This is a genomic window from Wolbachia endosymbiont (group A) of Portevinia maculata, from assembly GCF_964028525.1.
In the GTDB taxonomy this organism is placed as follows: Bacteria; Pseudomonadota; Alphaproteobacteria; order Rickettsiales; family Anaplasmataceae; genus Wolbachia.
Genome location: NZ_OZ034786.1, coordinates 502,232 through 522,537, shown reverse-complemented (window position 1 = coordinate 522,537; position 20,306 = coordinate 502,232). Strand labels below are relative to the sequence as shown.

General features: G+C 34.2%; 21 protein-coding genes, 1 tRNA gene and 1 pseudogene. 12 read left to right on the top strand and 11 right to left on the bottom strand.

From position 1 onward, the window contains the following. Positions 1-33 precede the first annotated feature (33 nt). Positions 34-759, bottom strand: coding sequence for an isoprenoid biosynthesis glyoxalase ElbB (gene elbB / locus ABWU36_RS02650; RefSeq protein WP_264688033.1), 726 nt, complete (start codon positions 757-759; stop codon positions 34-36). Positions 760-1,015: 256 nt separating this feature from the next. Between elbB and ABWU36_RS02645 the strand changes: the two genes are divergently transcribed. Continuing rightward, positions 1,016-1,912 (top strand): hypothetical protein, encoded by an 897-nt coding sequence (locus ABWU36_RS02645; RefSeq protein ID WP_410541969.1) that lies wholly within the window; start codon positions 1,016-1,018, stop codon positions 1,910-1,912. A gap of 53 nt (positions 1,913-1,965) precedes the next feature. Here ABWU36_RS02645 and ABWU36_RS02640 read toward each other — a convergent pair whose 3' ends face one another. The 4 genes from ABWU36_RS02640 to ABWU36_RS02625 form a co-directional block, all read right to left on the bottom strand. After that, positions 1,966-2,517: a 5-formyltetrahydrofolate cyclo-ligase gene (locus ABWU36_RS02640; RefSeq protein WP_253309836.1), complete on the bottom strand. Its 552-nt coding sequence runs from the start codon at positions 2,515-2,517 to the stop codon at positions 1,966-1,968. Then, on the bottom strand, positions 2,501-3,121 hold the full coding sequence (locus ABWU36_RS02635) for an oxidoreductase (protein ID WP_253309835.1): 621 nt from the start codon (positions 3,119-3,121) through the stop codon (positions 2,501-2,503). The genes ABWU36_RS02640 and ABWU36_RS02635 overlap by 17 nt, the downstream gene beginning before the upstream one ends. 95 nt (positions 3,122-3,216) lie before the next feature. Next, entirely contained in the window at positions 3,217-4,362 is a 1,146-nt protein-coding gene (locus tag ABWU36_RS02630) for a SurA N-terminal domain-containing protein (RefSeq protein ID WP_353272965.1), read from the bottom strand. Between the two features lie 167 nt (positions 4,363-4,529). After that, positions 4,530-4,620, bottom strand: a tRNA-Ser gene (locus ABWU36_RS02625). A gap of 99 nt (positions 4,621-4,719) precedes the next feature. On the opposite strand from ABWU36_RS02625, the gene ABWU36_RS02620 reads away from it, so the two are divergent. Together ABWU36_RS02620 and ABWU36_RS02615 are read left to right on the top strand one after the other, a co-directional pair. Continuing rightward, positions 4,720-4,863 (top strand): hypothetical protein, encoded by a 144-nt coding sequence (locus ABWU36_RS02620; protein ID WP_264688036.1) that lies wholly within the window; start codon positions 4,720-4,722, stop codon positions 4,861-4,863. 12 nt (positions 4,864-4,875) lie between these two features. Beyond that, positions 4,876-5,004 (top strand): hypothetical protein, encoded by a 129-nt coding sequence (locus ABWU36_RS02615; RefSeq protein WP_353272964.1) that lies wholly within the window; start codon positions 4,876-4,878, stop codon positions 5,002-5,004. Positions 5,005-5,127: 123 nt separating this feature from the next. Here the strand turns inward: ABWU36_RS02615 and ppa are convergent, their stop codons facing one another. The 5 genes from ppa to ABWU36_RS02590 form a co-directional block, all read right to left on the bottom strand. Further along, positions 5,128-5,634 (bottom strand): inorganic diphosphatase, encoded by a 507-nt coding sequence (gene ppa, locus ABWU36_RS02610; RefSeq protein WP_353272963.1) that lies wholly within the window; start codon positions 5,632-5,634, stop codon positions 5,128-5,130. 70 nt (positions 5,635-5,704) lie between these two features. Further along, a complete protein-coding gene (locus tag ABWU36_RS02605; protein ID WP_265016722.1) occupies positions 5,705-6,925 on the bottom strand; it encodes a hypothetical protein in 1,221 nt (406 codons plus the stop codon). A gap of 107 nt (positions 6,926-7,032) precedes the next feature. Then, complete coding sequence (gene mnmA / locus ABWU36_RS02600; protein ID WP_253309830.1) at positions 7,033-8,145, bottom strand: tRNA 2-thiouridine(34) synthase MnmA; 1,113 nt, start codon at positions 8,143-8,145, stop codon at positions 7,033-7,035. A gap of 317 nt (positions 8,146-8,462) precedes the next feature. Then, a complete protein-coding gene (locus ABWU36_RS02595; RefSeq protein ID WP_253309829.1) occupies positions 8,463-9,539 on the bottom strand; it encodes a rod shape-determining protein in 1,077 nt (358 codons plus the stop codon). Positions 9,540-9,559: 20 nt separating this feature from the next. Further along, the gene (locus ABWU36_RS02590) at positions 9,560-10,975 is read right to left on the bottom strand and encodes a carboxypeptidase (RefSeq protein ID WP_253309828.1); all 1,416 of its coding nucleotides are present in this window, start codon (positions 10,973-10,975) and stop codon (positions 9,560-9,562) included. A 277-nt stretch (positions 10,976-11,252) separates the two neighbouring features. On the opposite strand from ABWU36_RS02590, the gene ABWU36_RS02585 reads away from it, so the two are divergent. From ABWU36_RS02585 to ABWU36_RS02555, 7 genes and pseudogenes are all read left to right on the top strand, one after another. Beyond that, a complete protein-coding gene (locus ABWU36_RS02585; protein ID WP_265016724.1) occupies positions 11,253-11,732 on the top strand; it encodes an OmpA family protein in 480 nt (159 codons plus the stop codon). 142 nt (positions 11,733-11,874) lie between these two features. Beyond that, complete coding sequence (tilS, locus tag ABWU36_RS02580) at positions 11,875-13,161, top strand: tRNA lysidine(34) synthetase TilS (RefSeq protein WP_264688043.1); 1,287 nt, start codon at positions 11,875-11,877, stop codon at positions 13,159-13,161. A 208-nt stretch (positions 13,162-13,369) separates the two neighbouring features. Beyond that, positions 13,370-14,020, top strand: coding sequence for an ATP-binding protein (locus ABWU36_RS02575; protein WP_353272962.1), 651 nt, complete (start codon positions 13,370-13,372; stop codon positions 14,018-14,020). A gap of 9 nt (positions 14,021-14,029) precedes the next feature. Next, complete coding sequence (locus ABWU36_RS02570; RefSeq protein ID WP_353272961.1) at positions 14,030-14,329, top strand: hypothetical protein; 300 nt, start codon at positions 14,030-14,032, stop codon at positions 14,327-14,329. 82 nt (positions 14,330-14,411) lie between these two features. Then, positions 14,412-14,582: pseudogene (locus ABWU36_RS02565) on the top strand (tRNA(Ile)-lysidine synthetase); the annotation flags it as partial. Positions 14,583-14,594: 12 nt separating this feature from the next. Next, positions 14,595-16,427, top strand: a complete 1,833-nt coding sequence (gene ftsH / locus ABWU36_RS02560; protein WP_264731997.1) for an ATP-dependent zinc metalloprotease FtsH — start codon at positions 14,595-14,597, stop codon at positions 16,425-16,427. A 159-nt stretch (positions 16,428-16,586) separates the two neighbouring features. Beyond that, positions 16,587-17,264 carry a hypothetical protein gene (locus tag ABWU36_RS02555; RefSeq protein ID WP_264688046.1) on the top strand — a complete coding sequence of 226 codons (678 nt, stop codon included), beginning with the start codon at positions 16,587-16,589 and terminating at the stop codon, positions 17,262-17,264. 25 nt (positions 17,265-17,289) lie between these two features. Here the strand turns inward: ABWU36_RS02555 and tmk are convergent, their stop codons facing one another. Beyond that, positions 17,290-17,892 carry a dTMP kinase gene (gene tmk, locus ABWU36_RS02550; protein ID WP_253302246.1) on the bottom strand — a complete coding sequence of 201 codons (603 nt, stop codon included), beginning with the start codon at positions 17,890-17,892 and terminating at the stop codon, positions 17,290-17,292. 108 nt (positions 17,893-18,000) lie between these two features. On the opposite strand from tmk, the gene ABWU36_RS02545 reads away from it, so the two are divergent. Both ABWU36_RS02545 and ABWU36_RS02540 read left to right on the top strand, forming a co-directional pair. Next, positions 18,001-18,573, top strand: coding sequence for a thioredoxin family protein (locus ABWU36_RS02545; RefSeq protein WP_182367219.1), 573 nt, complete (start codon positions 18,001-18,003; stop codon positions 18,571-18,573). 5 nt (positions 18,574-18,578) lie between these two features. Then, positions 18,579-20,297: a monovalent cation:proton antiporter-2 (CPA2) family protein gene (locus tag ABWU36_RS02540; protein WP_264688048.1), complete on the top strand. Its 1,719-nt coding sequence runs from the start codon at positions 18,579-18,581 to the stop codon at positions 20,295-20,297. Positions 20,298-20,306 lie beyond the last annotated feature (9 nt).

Genomic DNA, 20,306 nt, shown 5'->3' with positions numbered 1-20,306 from the left:
TTAATTGTGTAAGGAAGTCTAAATTACTACATCTTAGAGGAATGGTTGTTTAGTTTTTTTGTTAATCTTTTTTACCATACTGTCAATCATATGCTTTATCCCTTGATATACAGAGTATGTACTTTCGTCGCTACGCATATAAGCAGAACAGGAAAATACATTATACTCTTCGTCTTCTATTGATAACCCTGTATCGCACTTTATGTGTTTGCCGCCAAGCTTCTCTATCAACTGTTCTTTGTCATCTCCTATAGTTACCTTAATCTCACTTTCTTCTTTACCTATCTTGCTACTTAAAATTGAAACAATTACGGCTGGAGATATGCATATTGCTCCTATTGGCTTTTTTGTGACAAAAAATTCTGAAACTAATCTTTCAAATTCAGGCATTACTGTCACCATATCTTTATTTTCAGCTAAGTCAGATAAATTTTTCGCAACCCCGTATCCACCAGGTACGACTAGCATGTCAAAATTTTCAGCTTTGGCTTCTTTTAAGTCATATATTTCGCCTCTTGCGATTCTTGCTGCTTCTACAAGTACATTCCTTTTTTCTTTCACTGCCTCCTTTGTTTTATGATTCATAACTTGTGTGATATTGATGTCAGGTGCAAAGCATTTAACATCCACTTCCTGCTGATCAAGCACAAGCAGACTTAAAACCGCTTCTCTTACCTCTGCACCGTCAAGGTGACCACACCCTGATAAAATCACAGCAGCTTTTAATTTTTTTTCACCCATAAAGTACCTTGATTTCATATAATCTAGATATTTTAATACAAATTCTATATTTGGAAAGGGGTATGTTATATCAATTATGATATAATTAATAATTAGTATGTATAATTAGGCATATTTACAGTCAATGGAGTAAAATGTGGCTGAGTTCTTTGATAATGAAACTGACTACCAAGAACTAAGAAAAGCTATTTCAGATATAATAGAAAGCATCGCACAATTCCCACAGGAAGAAAAAGGGAAGTTGTTTGAAGCCCTATCAGAACAAGTTAAAGGGATGAATCTCAAAGATTTAGGTTTAGCGATTAATGACCAAGGCTTGCAAAAGGAGGTAAACAAAGAATTATTTATAAAATTCATTGAAGAAGCACTTAAAGGGTTAACTTCTGAAAACGTTGACTCAAAAATAATAGAAGAGGCGTTAAAATCTGTTAATCAGCAAGCAATAAGTAATGTTATAAATAATAATAAAGGTCCGCTGGACAATCTAGTCAATTATTTTAAATCAGCATCTGCAAATAAAAAAATTGGAATAGCTTCTACAGCAATAGTATTGGGAGTAGCATTTTCTCCGCTTATTGTGCTTGCTACATTAATAGCGCTTGTAGCTATTGGAGCGCGTTATGTAGGAATAGGTATAGGAAAGGCAGGGGAAAAAATAAAAGAAGGAGCGATTGAAGCAGGAAAAGCAGTGAAAAGTTCATATAAGGATTTAATAGATAAATTACCTACAGTTCAAGCAAGAGAGAATAACTTTAGTAGATTAAGAACAAACGTGCTTGAAACTATTGCAAACATTAGTCTTAAAGATAACGAAGGCGTTGACGCTAAAAAAGGTCTTGATGATGGGAAAAAAATATTAGAAATGCTTCACAATGAAAGGCAGCGATCTGCTATACAAGAGTTAGTAAAGAATGGAACCATTCAAAATTTTTCAGAAGATGATATGAGCAGACTTCTGGAAAAGGGCCTCAGTACTCATGTAGCAGATATGAAAGCACTTAATGATCTTATAAATAAATTTCAACCTGCAATTATGGCTATTGGTAACGGTAAAATAGAAGATGTAGAACAAAAAGTTAATGAGAAAGCTCAGGAAATGAAGCCAGATTCTCAATTAGGTAGTTCAAGTGCTGAACGAGTGAGTGAAGAAGGAATCACAGGACCGGGTTGATGCATTTGAGGAGCGTTTTGACGCAAAAATTACTATCAGAAAGTGGGGTTACGCTACTCCTTTCTATCCACTTTTTTGAGCAATCCACCTCCACATCTAACACACATCTCAGTGATTATAATATCCAATTTTTGATCATGTTTTTCTACAGGTAAATCTTTACAATATTGTTTCTCATAGGCTACACCTATAAATATTTTTCCAAGCGGCCGTAATTTTTTTATCATTGTATCATACCAACCACCGCCAAAACCTAATCTATTAAAATGATCATCAAAAGCAACAACAGGAGTAATGATTGTGTCGGGAATTACATCTTCATTTGTTTCGTTCCATCCCTCAAATCTTAGCAACTGATTTTTATCAGGAATTGCTACTTTATAACCTAAATAGAGCAAACGACACATCAAAGGGACAACATTTATTTCCCCATCCATTGGAACGTAAGCCGCAATTGTTTTGCCTTTAACGTAACTTAAGTTCTGATTAAAGAGATTAATAAGGGAACTTGCCGCATAACTGGAATAACTTTCATCAATATCTTTTCTTATAGCTCTATATTGCTCTCTTATTTCCTTTTTGTGCTGTTTAATATCTTTGAACATGATCTATCCATTTCGCAGTGAGTTTTTCTTGTAAACTATTTTGCTTTAAGCGCTCACTTAAAAAATCAAAGTCAATAAATTCCATATCCTGGTCTTGATTACTGCAACTATAAACAAAACTCCTTTCTCCTGTTTCCGTATTTATATGTTGCTGAACACACTGAGCGCAGATTTCTTTCATCATACACTGCATAGGAGAATTAACTGACGATATTGCTATGTGACTTGACTTCAGATATGGCTTTAAAATTGTTTTTCTAGCTTCATTCACAGCTTTCATCATTTTATCAGAACCAATAGTGATAATTTTATCTATAGTGTTTAAATTAATACCTAATCTTCCTTGTTGATAAGAGACTATTGCATCAACTATATTACCATGAAAGGATTTATCTTGATCTCTGCTTGTTTCTATCAATCCTTCTTCACATGCCCAAACTACTGCATTTGATGCACGCTCTATCAGTGCTCGTTTAAATACATCACTTAATTTCTTATAGCCAGCAAAGTACAAAACCTTATTATTATTTTCAAGACACGCCTTCCCTATCGAAAATAATACTGCATTTCCAACTCCACCACCAATTAGCATTATATTCTTCATGTGCTATTTTAACTATATTTGTTCAAATTTTTTGAAATTTTATAGAACAAAGTAATTTTCGTACACAAAGACAGAGACAAGGACACTCTCTGACTTCAACTATACCGATAACTGACAGCTGAATTTTTACGTATATCATCTAATAACAAGTTGCTTTGTATCATAATCTTTTGTTGGTACATCTGCTGTTTAATTGCTTCTATATCCGCTGCATTACTCTTGATATCACACAACATCATTAACTTTGCAGTGCCATTTTCTCTTAATTCTACTATTTCATTCACACTTGTTTTACTAAATAAAATCTGTAAATCAGGATTTAAATCTCGCATTTTTATTTCAAACTCTTTTGCGTTTGGCAACTTAAAATCATCTGCTAATTTGTCAAAATTTAAACAATTGACCTTTTGCTCTTGAAAATTATCCAATAAACTTTCTGAACCCTCAACCACAATCTGTTTTAATTTTAAAGTGCTTTCCAGCAGTGCATAATTAAGTTGTACCTTGTCTATGACTTTTATAATAGAGTAACCTTCACTGAAACTGAATGGACCTGCTATATCGCCGGTTTCTAGTCTTTCTAAAACGCTCTTAAGTTTATCTTTGAGCTGACTTAAATTAACTGTTGCTTTACGCATCTTTATTGGAGATTCCGGGTTATTACTATTACGTAATTTTTTTACTAAATCTTCAGCTATGCCATAAACATCCTTGTCTTTTTGATCAGGAATTATAAACTCTTGGAACGTGATAAGATAATCCGGCTTTTCTGTTTGCCTTTTTACATCATCTACTTCTTTATCGCTTATATTAATAAATGGCACAATTCTTACTTCAATAATTTTGCTCCATAGTAACTGACATTTTATTTGTTTTCTTAAAATACTAAGATCTATATTATGCTTTTTTATGTATTGATCAACTTCATTAGCCTTAAGTTTAAAACTTTGGGTTAAAAATAATATGATAGCATTATCTAACTCCTCGTTGCTCAATTTTATATTCAGCCTCTGTGCTTCATTGATAATGATAATTTCGTCTATTAGCTCCCTAAGAATTTGAGGTTTTGCTTCTTTTTGATTAACACTTTGAGTGCCAAACAATGAATTTATAAAGTTGATGCGTTTTTCGATATCTAAATTTGAAATTGGCTCACCATTTACATCTGCAACAATTTCAATCTCGGTTGCAAGCAACCTAAGTGGCAACACTATCAACAGTAAAATTAGTATTTTATGCATATAAGTAAGGTTAACAACCAATTCTATAATAAATACTGAGTCAACGCTAGCCAACTTTTTAATAGCTATCTAAGCAAAGACGGAAATAAAAACCATTGCAACAAGATCAGGTAAACAGGCTAAAAACATGCCAATATAGCGAATTCAGACCGTGCTAAAACAGTATACGGAAGGAGAGGGATTCGAACCCTCGATACGACTTTTCAATCGTATAACGGTTTAGCAAACCGCCGCCTTCAGCCGCTCGGCCACCCTTCCAAATTTAGAACCTAAAGATTATATAATACCAAGACCTCTACCGCCTGTCTAATGCTTTTAACAGCAACATTTTTCCGAACAACTGTAATTTTTAGATCTGTGGTACAAAAATCTATAGCTAACCCAAGAAAGGTTTCCCTACGTCATACCGCAATTCATTCCACAACTGTACGAACATTACAATTTGAGCCTACCAGAAGAATGTCATCCCAGTGCCCAGACACTGGGATCCAGGAATTTTGATTGGGCACTAAGTTGGTAAGCATAAAAGTGGCTGGTCTTATGTTAAAACACAACGTTCTTGATGAGATTACGGCAAGGTTGGATTCCAGTGTCAAGCACTGGAATGACACCATTTGCTGTGCAGTTCACCTTCAAGAATGAATGTTCGTACAGTTGTGCGCGGTATCTCAGCATAGATTCCGCTAACAAGTAGCGGAATGACGAATTTGTTGTTTTTCAAATTGTAGGCAAACCTAAGCCACTTTAGCTATAAATCAACAAAAACTAATTTCTGCTTTTTTCAATGATTTTCTTTGCTTCTTCTACGCCAACCCATTCTCCAACTGCTACCGTTTTTCCCTTTTCTAGATCTTTATAATGAGAAAAGAAATGAGCAATTTTATCTAGTAGGTTTTTAGATAAGTCAGAATAGTCCTTTATATTGTCATAATAGCTATCAACACTGGAAACAGGCACAGCTAATATCTTTTCATCTTCTCCTTTTTCATCTTTAGTGAGTAATGCGCCTATTGGACGCACCGATATTAAAACACTAGATGCTAAGGGAAATTGAGTTAGCACCAAAACATCCACAGGATCACCATCACCTGCGCAGGTATTTGGTATAAACCCATAACTGCAAGGATAAGTCATTGAGGTAGACAAAAATCTGTCAACTTGTAACAACCCAAGCTCTTTATTAAATTCATACTTTACAGGCTCAGCATTTGCACTTATTTCAATTACCACATTCACCGCATTTGGTACCGCTGTTATTTTACTTAAATCCATAAATTACCTTCTTAACTTAAGAATAAGCATTATACAATATGTACTTTTAAGTTGCTACATTTATGTAGTTCTAAGCTTGTTTTGCATGGAGCGATTCTAAATTTTCATTCGTCATTCCATTGACTGTTGAAAGTGGTGGTTTCTGTGATAATTGAAATAAAGCATATACTATTACAATAGTAAGCACCGCACCAACTATCAAGTTAGTAAGGTTGTCTTGTGGCAAAACATTTTTTATTGAGTTGAACAATTTTTGCTCCATAAGGAAATAATCAGCAACATATAACCCAACAGATAATACAAACATACCCAAAATAAGTTTACAGACTGTGTTTTTATGGTCTTTTTCTTTTTTCTTGCTGACAATGAAATTTGGCCTACATTTATTCTCTTCTTGTGGCACTGAGTAGTATATATTTTTAGGGCTCGTTACTAATTGTTCAAATTCATCACTATTTTGGTTTTTTAACAGTTGCTCTAGGGTGTTTTTTGTATTTATAGGATATATTAATCCATCCATTTTTAATTCTTTCTCTTGTCGATCCACATTCTCATGGTCGATTGTATATTTATCTCTACTTGATAACTTGATCATATGTAGTGCTTTAGCTAAGAACATTGTATAATGCGCTATTAACTGATTCTCACATATCTCTAATACTTCTCTTTTTACTGTTTTGTTAGATGACGAAAGTTCTTTATAGTGACCACCCAAAGAAAAGAACAATGCTATATCTTTATCTGCTTTTATGTCATGAATGGAATAATAGCTGCTGATAATGCACTTATTTAATGCAAATTCTCTGTCATATTTGTTTAATGTAGTTTTTTCATTTAGTAACTTTCTAACACCAATAAGTACTTTATTTTCAAAATCTTTTTCTGTTTTAAATATTGCTTCTCTCTTTGGATTTGCTAAGATGTTAAGTAAATCTAATTTACTTCCATCTACTTCTACTACTTCATTTATATCTCTATTTAACTCAGACCCTTTAATAACTTCATATATTTTATCTATGACATCTTTAGTATTCAGGTTGTTGTTTTCACTAAGTATCTTATAAGCTTGAGCATAAATTAAAAACAGCCCTTGTAGACTAAACTTTAAGTTAAAATATTCATCTAATGGCTCCCCCTCTTTTTTAATGAATGCAGACAAACCAAAATGATTTCTGCAGTCCATACTACGATCTAAGTCGGCATGTTGAAAGCCACCTAAAAAAATAAACAAAGTCTCTAATAAATTACCCTTACCAACAATTTTTATTAGTTCTTCAACTTCCTTAACCATTGCTAAAACCTATAATGTTCTACTTTATAGTATAAGCGATATAGGGTAAAATAGCAATAAATATTATTGTACGTTTACATTCTGCATAAAAAAATTAAGCCACCCAGTTAAGAGCATATCCATCCTCCACCGATAACTTGTTCACCTTTATATGCCACACAGGCTTGACCTGGACTGATGCCAAAGTAATCGTCGTTTAAAATGACACAGGCTTTATTTTTTTCGTCAGTTGAATGTATTGTTGCTAAACTTCCCGCATGTGATGATCTCAGCTTCACAGTTACTTCCATACCTTCCTTTGGTTGTTCTAACCAATTTAACTCCTTGATCAATATTTTTTTTTGCATTAATGCGTTGATCGGACCTACTATAACCTCATTATTTTCTGTATTAATTTTTATCACATAAAGAGGTTCATTGTGTGCGATACCCAAGCCCTTTCTTTGCCCCACTGTAAAATTTACTATGCCACTGTGCTCGCCTAGCACTTTTCCATTAACATCCACTATTTTACCTTTCTGTACAGATTGTGGAGCTAATTTAGCTATTGTTTTACTATAGCTTTCGGAAACAAAGCATATATCTTGACTGTCCGGCTTTTCAGAAATTTGTAAGCTGAAATACTTTGCTAATTTTCTTATATCACTTTTATAGAACCCACCTAGTGGAAATCGCAAAAGCTTCAACTGCTCCTTTGTTGTAGCAAATAGAAAATAGCTTTGATCTTTACTTTTATCAATGCTTCTGCACAACTTTACCTCACCATTTTTTTCTAATCTTCTCACGTAATGTCCTGTTACAAGCACATCCGCACCAAGATTTTTTGTAACTTGCAATAGATCACGAAATTTTACTGTTTGGTTACATCTTACGCATGGTATGGGAGTTTCCCCACGCATATAGGTACTTGCAAAATCCTCTATTACTTCCTTTTTGAATATTTCCTCGTAGTTTAAAATATAGTGAGGAAAGCCAACACTTTCAGCCACGCGCTTAGCGTCGTAAATATCCTGTCCAGCACAACATGCACCTTTTCTTGCGTTAGCATTACCGTCGGTGCCATAGAGTTGAAGAGTCACACCTATCACCTGGTACCCAAAGTTATATAGCAGTGCTGCAGCAACGGAGCTATCAACTCCCCCGGACATTGCAACAATAGCCTTGGTCTGGTGCGGAGCTCTATCTTTTAGCAGAGGTTCAATTTTAAATTCTTTTAGCATAATCGCCTTAATTTATAAACGCAAATCTTGTGTCATTCCAACATACAACTGTGCAAACGTTTTGATTTGGGGGCAATTTACATAGTAGATGATGTCATGAAAGTAGCTGACACTGGAATCTAGTGTCTATTTATGCAAATTCATTAAAACAGCATATTTATTTGTAATTAAGTTTCCTGAATCCCAGTGTCAGCTACTCGGATGACACCCTTTCCTGCTGGAAGTTGCCTTCAAATTACTTGGTGCGTGACACTGGGATCTCATTTATATTACATAATTCCATCAAAACAATTCGATAAACTACCTTCAAAAACAATTTAATCTTGCTTGAATAAAACATGGCCAAAATAATCCATGTTTTCAAGCACTTTTCCACTACCCAAGGCAACACAACAAAGTGGGTCATCTGCAACACGAACTGGTAATTTTGTTGTTTCACTGATAACTTTGCCCAAGTTACGCAATAATCCACCACCACCGGATAAAATTATTCCTCTATCGACTATATCAGAAGAAAGTTCAGGTGGAGTGCTCTCCAGTGCAGTCCTAATAGCAGAAATTATCTGATGTACAGGCTCTATTAAACTCTCTGCAACTTGATATTCTGATAAAAGCATTTCTTTTGGCATGCCACTCACTAAATCCCTGCCTTTAATTATCATTCCCTCTTTGTTATTTTCACCTGGCAGACTGGCTGAACCTACGTTTTTCTTAATTTTTTCAGCAGTTGTTTCACCGATTAATAACTTATGATTTTCACGAATATACGATTTTATTGCTTCATCCATAATATCGCCACCTACTCTGGCAGAACGTGAATAAACAATTCCGCCTAAAGAAATAATTGCAACTTCAGTTGTACCGCCTCCTATATCAACGATCATAGAACCCTCAGGTTCAGTAACTGGGAGCCCAGCTCCGATTGCTGCAGCCATTGGTTCTTCAATCAAAAATACTTCATTTGCACCAGCACTTTCTGCTGCATCTTGTATAGCACGCCTTTCAACTGGCGTGGATCCAGATGGAACGCATATGATAATATTAGGTTTATTAACAGTGAATTTTGTGTTTGCACTGCGTATGAAATATTTTAGCATTTCTTCCGCACTTTTAAAATCAGCAATAACTCCATCCTTTAAGGGCCTTATCGCCTCTATTTCTCCAGGCGTTTTTCCAAGCATCATTTTAGCTTTTTTACCAAAAGCATAAGGAACGTAGCTTCCTTTTTCTTTTACTCTTGCTACAACTGAAGGCTCATCAAGCACTATTCCCTGATTTTTCTGATAAACTAAAGTGTTTGCAGTACCAAGGTCTATGGCAATATCGCTAGCAAACAAACCTTTGAAAGTAAAAAGGCTATAAAACTTTCCGGTCAATTTTCGAACAAAATTCATACATAACTCAAGAAAACCATTTATTGAGACAAATTATACTTTTCAGATAGGTAGTAAGTAACACACTCAACGTCTAAACCCTTGCCTGTTACTTTTTTTAGCAGTTCCAGGCCACACTTTGCACTGTATATATTTTGAGATAACCAACTGATAAGTAAACTAAAATCTCCTTTTATTATAGCACTTAATGATTCGTAATGATTCTTTTTAACGAAAGAGAAAATCTGCACAGCAGCAATTAAAGCAATAATTTTTATAGGAAAGTAGCCCATAACACCGCTTGCCCAATATTCATCTTGAAAATAAGTGTCCAGCTCATTTTTAGCTTTTACTGGAATTTTATAGTGCTTCATACCTTCCAGCCACGCATCGTGCAGATCCTTAACTTCCAGTGTACCATTTATTATATCCTGTTCTAACCTAGTTCTCAACATAATATGAGCTAACAGACTAAATTCATCTGCGTTCTTTAAAGAAGAGGAAAGGTTTATTTCATTGAAAACCAAGTGCAAATTTTCAACACTGCTATTAGTTTTGCCTTTTATAGCAAATTTCTCTTTTATGTGTGGTTGAATGAACTCAATAAATTCTCTGGATGTTCCAATCATCCTTTCCATGAATAACCCTTGAGTTTCATACATAACATGTCTCGTAATTGGGCTACTTATAGAATTTTGCGCTAAACATTTTTGATAAATCGCATAACCACTATGCCGTAAAAGTGAAAATAAACCATAACAAAAATCAGATTCATCATAATCTATAGGGTAGTAATAAGAAGTACGAATCTCATTTAGTGCAATACCCATTTGCTGTAAACATAACGAGCCAAGTTCAATCTGCTTCTGAGTAGCAACTCTTTGTATATTAGTAACCTTATCCTTTTTCTGCTTTTCAATTATTTCATCCACATTTTCGCTAAAAAATTTGCCTACCTTGGGGAATACTTCCCTTATATTCTTTTCTGTGATATCAGAGTCATAGTCAGCAAGCAGTGAGTCGTATTTTGAGCATTTTAATTGCTGCGATTTTATAGAAGCTACTTCGCGAATGAGTGTGATTAAATCAGTAAAACGTTCTTTTAGTTTTTCTAAGTTACTGGTTTCAGAATGAGATAGTTTCCATAAATTTTGGCATTCAACCTTAGCTTTGGATAAAGACTTTACTAAATCAATAGGAACAGCACTGTTGCTTTTATGTATTCTCTCTATTAACTTTAGCTGCTGAGTATTTGCACTTTTTTTGTTACCAAGAGCATCTGCTAATGATTCCTTTATTGCATCATGAGAGATAATTTCATGTCTGATTTCTTCTAGAAGACTCATTTGTTCAACTTTGTCCTCTATATTCAATTGGCTTTGGTTTAGTACTTTTAGCGTATTTTCGATATTCTTTACCCTATATAATACTTCCTCTAAAAACTTATAAGATTTCATAATTTGTTCATTGTTTTAGAAAACATCTCTTTAATATCGTAATAGATTAATAATAAAGTTAAAAGTATATTTGCTTAAAGTACATAAAAAATTGTACTTTTTATTCCTTTATTGGATTTTTCTACTCAGAGTCCAGCATATTATAAGAAAATTAATTGTAAGGGTGTAGAAAAAGTATTTAGTATTTTATTTCTCTTGACTATATTACAATATGGAGAGATTATTAGCTACTGAAATTAAAGTTACGCACTATTTTAAAATTTATGGAGGTTTAGTAATGTGGAGTAGACTGGTTATAATGTGCTGTTTTTGTTTGCTACTTACTGGTGTAAGTTCTTGCCCAAAAAAAGGAGCAAATACAACAAATAAAATGAATTCTGTTGTTAAGCAGATAGGTGATAAAAGAGTTTTCTTTGGTTATGATGAATCTAGTATTACTGAAGTAAGCGCAGATGCATTACTTAACGTAATGGAGGTGTTACAAGATAACCCTGACGCGAAGGTTACTTTAACTGGTCATACTGACAACCGTGGTTCTCATGAATATAATCTTGCGCTAGGCGCTAGAAGGGCAGATGCAGCTAAAAAATTTATGGTTAGTTGTGCACCCTACATAGAAAACAGAATAAAAACTGCTTCTAAGGGTGAAACTGAGCCTTTGGTTAATGTAAAAGATGATTCTAGAAATTCTAAATATGAAAAAGAGCATGCTAAAAATCGTAGAGTGGAATTTTCATTTTCTGGAATAAAGAAATAGTTTCTTGCATTAAAACCTGGATCCCAGTGTCAAGCACTGGGATGACAAAAGAGAGCAATTCCGCTGCTTGTTAGCGGGATCTATATATACCACAAATAAGTCGCTGTATGACGTAGAGACTATCTTGCCATCAAGAAACATAATGAAATTAGAGTTATTATTTCAAAATATAGCTAATAGCTTTGCTTTCTATAACCAAATCGCAGTTGCAGTATCAGGTGGTGTAGATAGTATAGTCTTACTGCACTTAATGACTAACTGGGCAAAAAAAAACAAGCTTTCACTTCCTATAGCATTAACAGTAAATCATGGGTTACGTTCAGAGTCTCAAAAAGAAGCTGATTTTGTTACAAGTTATGCAAAAGAACTTGGAGCAAAGGAATCGTTCATATTAAATTGGGAGAAGCAAAATATTAAAGGTAATATTCAATTACAGGCACGAAAAGCACGATATAAGTTACTAGCAGAGTGTTGTAAAAACAATAATGTTAAATGTTTGCTCGTTGCTCATCACAAAGATGATCAAGCAGAAACGTTCTTATTAAGATTGGAGCGAGGTAGTGGCGTAGATGGATTATCATCAATGGATTACAAATCTTTCTTAAATGGTATTTATATATTTAGGCCATTGTTAAATTTTAGTCGTAGTGAAATAGAAAAGTACGCTAAGCTTCACCGGTTAAAATGGATCGAAGATAGAAGCAACTATAACTTAAAATACAGGCGAACTTTATACCGTAGCTTACTTAAAGCAAGTGACAATCAAGAGATTTTAACAGAGCGAATATGCCTCACAGCCCTTCATATGAAAAGAGCTGCAAAAGCGTTGATGCACTACACACGCCTTGCATTTAATGACTGTGTTAATGTTCATGATCTTGGTTATATTGAAATTAAACTAAGTGAATTTTATCAATTGCCAGAGGAAATAGCCTTGAGGCTTCTTCTTTACTCTATAATGGCAATTGCCAGTAAACATTATAAACCAAGGTACAATAGCCTTATTGCGATATTTAATAAAATATTGCAAAAGGATAGTAATGTTAACTGTACACTTTCTGGGTGCAAAATAAGAAAATATGGAGAAAATATCTTAATAATTAGAGAATCGTCAAAGATACAAGAAATTACCGTAAACCTACCTTTAAATGAACCTACTCAATGGGATAACAGATTTAGCTGCACAATACTCGGAAATCAAGAGTGTTCAGTTATCATCGCTCCATTAAAAAAAACACAAAAAGTTCCTGAATTTCTGAAGGATTACAACTGCTGCCCTGAAGTCTTTTATTCTTTGCCTACAGTACAAAAAGATGGAAAGGTACTTGCTTATCCTGATGTAATTCATGATACAAAAGACATCAATAGTAATAAGGTTCAATTCATTATTAGTTGCATAATACAAAAAAATCTTATATTATCGATATAGTATGATCGATGATGAAAATTTATCTTAGTGAGGGATTATAATGAAAATAACTTGGCGAGAGTTCTTTAAATTCATTTTCCCTTTGTTATGTTTAGCAATTGCTGCTTTTATTTATCTTATGTATATTCTGTTTCTTAGAATTAAGACTGCTACGGACACTATACTTTTTATGCCTATCATTATAAAATCCGCTGTAGTAACTTGTGTAGTGGCAGGTACTGCAGCTGTACTTTTTGTGTTTGGGGCAATATGTGTTGTTGTTTATGAACTAATGACATCACCTAAAGTAACGAATGAACAAAAAGTAACACTTGATGATGTTGCAGTTTCAGACGATGTAAGACGAGAGTTAAGAAAGATTTGTAAACTTCAGTCAAAAAGGGAAATAGAAATAGACGAAAAGCTAAATTATGCGCAAGACACAGGATACATTTTTTATGGTCCACCGGGGACTGGCAAAACTTTGCTTGCTAAAGCAATTGCAAATGAAACTAAATCTTCATTTATAAGTGTTTCTGCATCTGAGTTTATTCAGCGGTATGTTGGCACTGGTCCAGGAAATATACGTAAGCTTTTTGAGAAAGCAAGAAAAAATGCTCCTTGTATAGTTTTTATAGATGAAATTGATTCTGTTGGTGAAAAGCGCTGTGATGGTAGCAGTTATGGTCATCAAGCGTATACAGAAACTTTAAATCAGTTATTGACTGAATTGGATGGCTTCAAATCTAGAGAGGGTGTGATAGTAATTGCTGCAACTAATCGTATGGGTGTTTTAGATTCTGCACTCACTAGGAGTGGTCGTTTGTCCAAGCACATTAATATTCCTTTACCAGACGAAAACCTACGTGAGAAAATATAAAATCTTTATATGAAGGACACACCAAGAACAGAAGATCTAGATCTTACAGAACTTGCAGGTAGAACTAAAGGTTTTTCAGGAGCTGATTTATTTAATTTAGTAAATTCTGTAAAAGATTTTGCCAGAAATCGTATTGTAAAAGAGGACACAGAAGAAATCGTTATTACCATGAATGATGTTAGTAATGCACTTGAAAAGCTTAAGGATGAATTTCAAAAGCCTGAGAATGAAGAAGCAAATGTAGGAAATGTGTTACAGACTCTTTTTAGTATAGCTCCAAGGAATTCTAATGGACTTACTAGTACGTGAATTTATAGCAGATGAAGTTAATTATTGTTCATGAAAAAAAACACACTGAGTGGTGGTCACAATTAAATACACCTTTTAAATTTACAACTGCTGCCCTGAAGTCTTTTATTCTTTGCCTACAGTACAAAAAGATGGAAAGGTGCTTGCTTATCCTGATGTAAATTATAACGAAAAAAATACCAATGACGATAAGGTTCAATGCATTATTAATAGCACGATAAAACAAAATTTGGTAAGCTTGATTAGTACTTAGTTAGAAATAGAAATGAAAAAATTTTTAGAAGGCTTATTGATCTGGTTAGTAATTATTGTTCTTATTTCAGTTGTTTATATTCAGTTCAGCGGAAATGTAGGTAGAAGTAAAACAACCATACCTTTTTCGGAATTTTTAACTAGACTAGAAGACAATGATGTAGAAAATATTGTCATAAAAAACCAGAGCATTGAGGGCAAGTTTAGGGATGGTTCAAGTTTCAACTCAAGCGGTGTTATATATAGCGACCTAATAAAAAATTTACATGATAGAAAAGTGAGATTCTCCTTTTCAACTGGAGATTCTGCCATGAGCGTAATTGGTGGATTACTTATCTCATGGGTCCCAACATTTATCTTTATTGGCTTTTTGCTATTCTTTCTTAAACAAACACAAGCGGGGGGCAACAGAACTATAAGCTTTGGCAAGTCAAGGGCTAGACTCATGACTAGTGGGAAAAAAGTAACATTTGATGATGTTGCCGGAATTGATGAAGCAAAAGAAGAGCTAGTAGAAATCGTTGATTTCCTTAAACAAAGGCAAAAATTTCAAATATTAGGTGGAAAAATACCAAAAGGGTGCCTTTTAATTGGCTCTCCTGGAACTGGTAAAACTTTACTTGCTCGTGCAATTGCAGGAGAAGCTAATGTGCCATTCTTTAGCATTTCTGGATCTGATTTTGTTGAGATGTTTGTTGGTGTTGGTGCGAGCCGTGTTCGTGATATGTTTGATCAAGGCAAGAAAAATGCTCCTTGTATAATTTTTATAGATGAGATAGATGCGGTGGGTAGACATCGTGGCATTGGTCTTGGTGGTGGTAATGACGAAAGAGAACAAACATTAAATCAGTTATTAGTTGAGATGGATGGCTTTGAGTCTAATGAGGGCGTAATAATAATTGCTGCGACTAACCGTCCGGATGTCTTAGATCCAGCACTGCTTAGGCCTGGTCGTTTTGACCGGCAGATTACTATTTCTTTACCCGATATAAATGGGCGCGAGAAAATATTAAATACGCATATAAAGAAAATATCAATGGCCCCTGATGTAAATGTGAAAACAGTTGCAAGAGGAACACCTGGTTTTTCAGGGGCTGATTTAGCAAATTTAGTGAACGAATCTGCGCTTATTGCTGCAAGAAGAAACAAGAAGATTGTTACCATGGATGATTTCGAATATGCACGTGATAAAGTGATGATGGGTGTGGAAAGGCGATCTCTCATTATGACAGAAGAGGAAAAGAGACTGACTGCATACCATGAAGCTGGCCATGCGATGATTGCTGTTAATATGCCTGCTTCTGATCCTATACACAAAGCAACAATTATTCCACGCGGTAGGGCACTCGGTTTAGTTATGAGACTACCAGAAACAGATAGAGTGTCCCTCACAAGAGAAAAGATACTAGCAGATATAACTGTTGCAATGGGTGGACGTGTGGCAGAAGAGCTAATTTTTGGCTATGATAAAGTCACAAGCGGCGCATCTTCAGATATAAAACTAGCATCAGATTTATCACGTTCTATGGTAACAAAATGGGGAATGAGCGACAAAATAGGTCCGATCTATCACAATCGCGAACAAACTATGCATGGTTCTGAGATAATTTCTGAAGATACGTTAAAACTTATAGATGAAGAAGTGAAGAAAGTTGTGTCTTCTTGCTATGAAAAAGCGAAAGACATTTTGACCAAGCATAAGAAAGGCTTAGATCTCATTGCCGAAAATCTACTGGAGTTTGAAACTTTAACAGGAGATGAAATAAAGGACATATTAAGCGGAAAAAAAATTGTTAGAGAGGAAAATGAGAAGAATGAGAAAATAAAAAAATCCTCTCTCTATTAGATCTGACCCTAGCTTAAAATGCTAATCAGCTAACGCTGCAATAAAACATTCAGAATTGTAACTGTCAATATAAATTGTATTAGAATATTCATAATGTTGCATTTTCATCACGATAATGCTATCATTCAGTTAGTATTACTGTTTAATGAGGTATGAGTAATGGTTGACGTAGCTTCTATTGGTGTAAATGCAGTCATTGATCATAAGTATAAAAAAAGAGCGCAATTAACTTTATTAGGGCTATTTCTTGTTGTATCAGCAGCAACTGCTGTCTGGTTTCTCTTTCCTGTATCACAAAATGTACTAGTGCCATTTTTGCTCCCAGCCGTATTCTTGTTCTTTACTCTATCTATGGGTTATTACATGTTCATATTTAGTTGTGAAAAAAAATCTTTGGTAAAGAATGTTCTTGGTATGGTTGAACCAGCTGAATCAGTAAAGAGAGTGTATTGCCAAGAAAATATTAAATCCTTATTAGCAGAAGTGAGAAGTACTACGAGAGATAGGTTTTGCAACGCGCTTGTTAATCTTTGTTTTGAAGATCGTAGTAAAGCACACGAACTTGCATTATCTGTGAAAGAAATTGACGATATTGTGTCTTCAATAAAAAATAAAGACCTCTTAGACCATTTTGATCAATTTTTTACTATTACTGAAGTAAGTAATAAAAAAAATAGAAGTGAATTAATGAACCTCACAAGGGCATATAAGATAATAAGTGAAGAAGATCCAGACAAAATACAGGATTTTTTAGCTACTCAAACAAAAAGTTATTCATGTGAAATAATGTTACCTAAAATTAATAATTTTCTATCACAAGTTAAAGGTTCGGTTTAAATTAGTAGAGGTTAAATAAATATAGTTAAGTCTTTGCAATAGTGATTTTATCAATAATCTTAGTGTGTACTTGATTATCATTTTTTGTTTCAATTTCAGTGATGACATGGCACCTAACGGGCTCTTTTATGGCGATTTCTTTAAACCCTTTTCCAACTTTATTATAAAAATTAACATCCATTTCTTCATATTTATTCTTGTCTTTCGCTCTACTTAACCCAACTTTAACATCAATATCTAGAATAAATGTAATATCTGGATATCTAACTCCAGCCAACCTGTGCAAATCTTCTATTAGTTTTAAATCAACTCCAAACCCATATCCTTGGTATGCAATGGTTGAATCAATAAACCGATCACAAATCACTATTTTCCCTTCTGCAAGAGCTGGTAATATTAATTTTTTCATATGTTCGTGCCTCATCGAGATAAGTAGCAAGAGTTCAGAAATAGGATCAATATTATTTGTTAACAACACTCCTCTTATCTTTTCTGCAAAATCAGTGCCACCTGGTTCTCGAGTCGACACTACATTATTTTCGCCGTGAATTTGCTTAAAATGATTTGCAAGTAGCTTAGATTGTGTTGTTTTACCAGAGCCGTCTATTCCTTCGAAAGTTATGAACATAAGTTTTATAATTATAATACTAAAAAAGAATATGCAAACAGTATACATAGAAACCGTTTGACATTTAAATAATAAGACCGTAAATTACATATGGTATAATAATAGTCTATGGTTGCTCTGAATACTCCTAAAGTCGATTTTAGTTTTACTGCAAAAGATTTTAATCTTTTGGGAGTAGACAATAAATACTATACATTAAGTGACTGTTGTGGAAAAAATGGTCTTATTGTAATGTTTATATGCAATCACTGTCCTTACGTTCAGTCAATTATTAGCAATCTGGTAAGCGATGTTGATCAATTGAAAAAAGATTATCAGGTAAACACCGTTGCAATAATGTCAAATGATGTAAATGAATATCCAGAAGATTCCTTTGAAAATATGATTAATTTTGCCAAGGAAAATAAGTTTACATTTCCATATTTAATTGATAGTACACAGAAAATAGCTAAAGAATACGGGGCTGTTTGCACTCCTGACTTTTTTGGCTTTAATTCCAATTTAAACCTTTGCTATCGTGGACGTTTTAATGACACAAAAAAAGAAAAGGTTCAAAGCTATGAAGTAGGAAGTAGTGACTTATTTCAAGCTATGAAATTTATTGCAGAAACTGGTAATTCTCCAATTGACCAAAAATCAAGTATTGGCTGCTCAATTAAATGGTCTAATTCTACAGGTTAAATATCATGCACAGTGGCTCTCAGCATTTGTTTGATATTATAATTTTACTTTCTGCTGCTGTGTTTATAGTCATAGCGTTCTGGAAAATGAATATTAGTCCAGTGCTCGGTTACTTCGTTGCAGGTGCAGTTATTGGTTCTCATGGATTTAATCTGATACACTCAGCTGAAGCAATGGATAATCTTGCAGAATTTGGTGTAGTTTTCCTATTATTCATTATAGGCCTTGAATTGACATTTGAACGCCTGATCGCTATGCGTATTCATGTATTTGGGTTCGGTTCTCTTCAAGTTATAGTTACCATGGTAGCAATATGGTGCATCGCTCTTGCTTTCGGAGTGAATACGAATATAGCAACAGTTATTGGTGGTGGGCTTGCGCTATCCTCAACAGCAATAGTGTTGCAGGTTCTGCAAGAAAAAGGTTCTCAAGCAAGTCAGGTTGGTAGGTTGTCAATAGCAGTACTATTAATGCAAGATTTTGCAGTGGTACCATTAATAGTATTGGTACCTTTACTTGCTGGCAATTCTGAGCACAGCCTGATAAGCTCATTGGCAGGTTCATTGGTGCAAGCAGCTATTGCATTAGTGCTGATATTTATAACTGGTAGATTATTGCTTAGACCTTTATTTTCGGTTATTGCTAAAATGGAAAGTAATGAGGTCTTTATATCAACAACGCTTTTAATAGTATTAGGAGCAGCATTTATTACTGAGCAATTCCATTTATCGTTGGCATTAGGTGCATTTGTCGCTGGATTGTTAGTTGCAGAAACAGAATACAGACACTCAGTAGAACACGCAGTATTGCCATTTAAAGATTTGTTTCTTGGCTTATTTTTCATGACTGTTGGTATGTCTATCAATACCGAACTTTTACTCAACAAGTTACCACTAATTACTTTATTATCGATTATCCTTATCGTTTTAAAAACATCTATCATATATATATTGTGTAGATTTTTTGGGTTTAAGAGTGCACCTGCTATACAAGCTGGGTTACTACTTTCACAAGGCGGTGAATTTGCGTTTATTTTATTTCGCTTAGCAAATGAACTAAATGTGCTACCAAGTGAAATCGCTCAAGTACTTATGATGGTAACTACAGTAACCATGGCTTTCACTCCTCTTTTATCGGGGCTTGGAGATTGGATAGCAAACTCATTTAGCACTGAGAAAATAATATTAGATGATGAAGCTGTTGAAACAGATACACAAGATCTTTATAACCATGTAATAGTTGCTGGATTTGGTAGAGTGGGATATATGGTAACAAAAATGCTTACTGCAGAGCATTTAAGTTACGTTGTTGTAGATATTCAATCAAAAATAGTCAAAGAAGGAAAAAGTGATAGTTTTCCTATATATCTTGGAGATGTTACAAGATGTGAAATTTTAAAATCAGTAGGAATAGAAAGAGCTCAAGCTCTCGTTATTTCAATAAAGAATGAAGTTACTATAAAAAAAGTTGTTTCCTTAGTTGCTGCAAATTTTCCGCATGTAAATATTGTAATACGCTTACCAGATCTGAGTAATGTGGAGGTTTATAGAGATCTAGGAGCTAGTAAAATTATTCCTGAAACATCTGAGATAGGATTGCAGCTAGGTGGAGCTGCACTGAGCCTCAGTGGTATTAGCGAAAGTGGAGTTACGTCTTTAAAAAGTAGATTTAGAAAAGGCAATTACAGTATGTTAAAAGACCTTGGTAGTGATAAAGATGAATAACTACTTTTC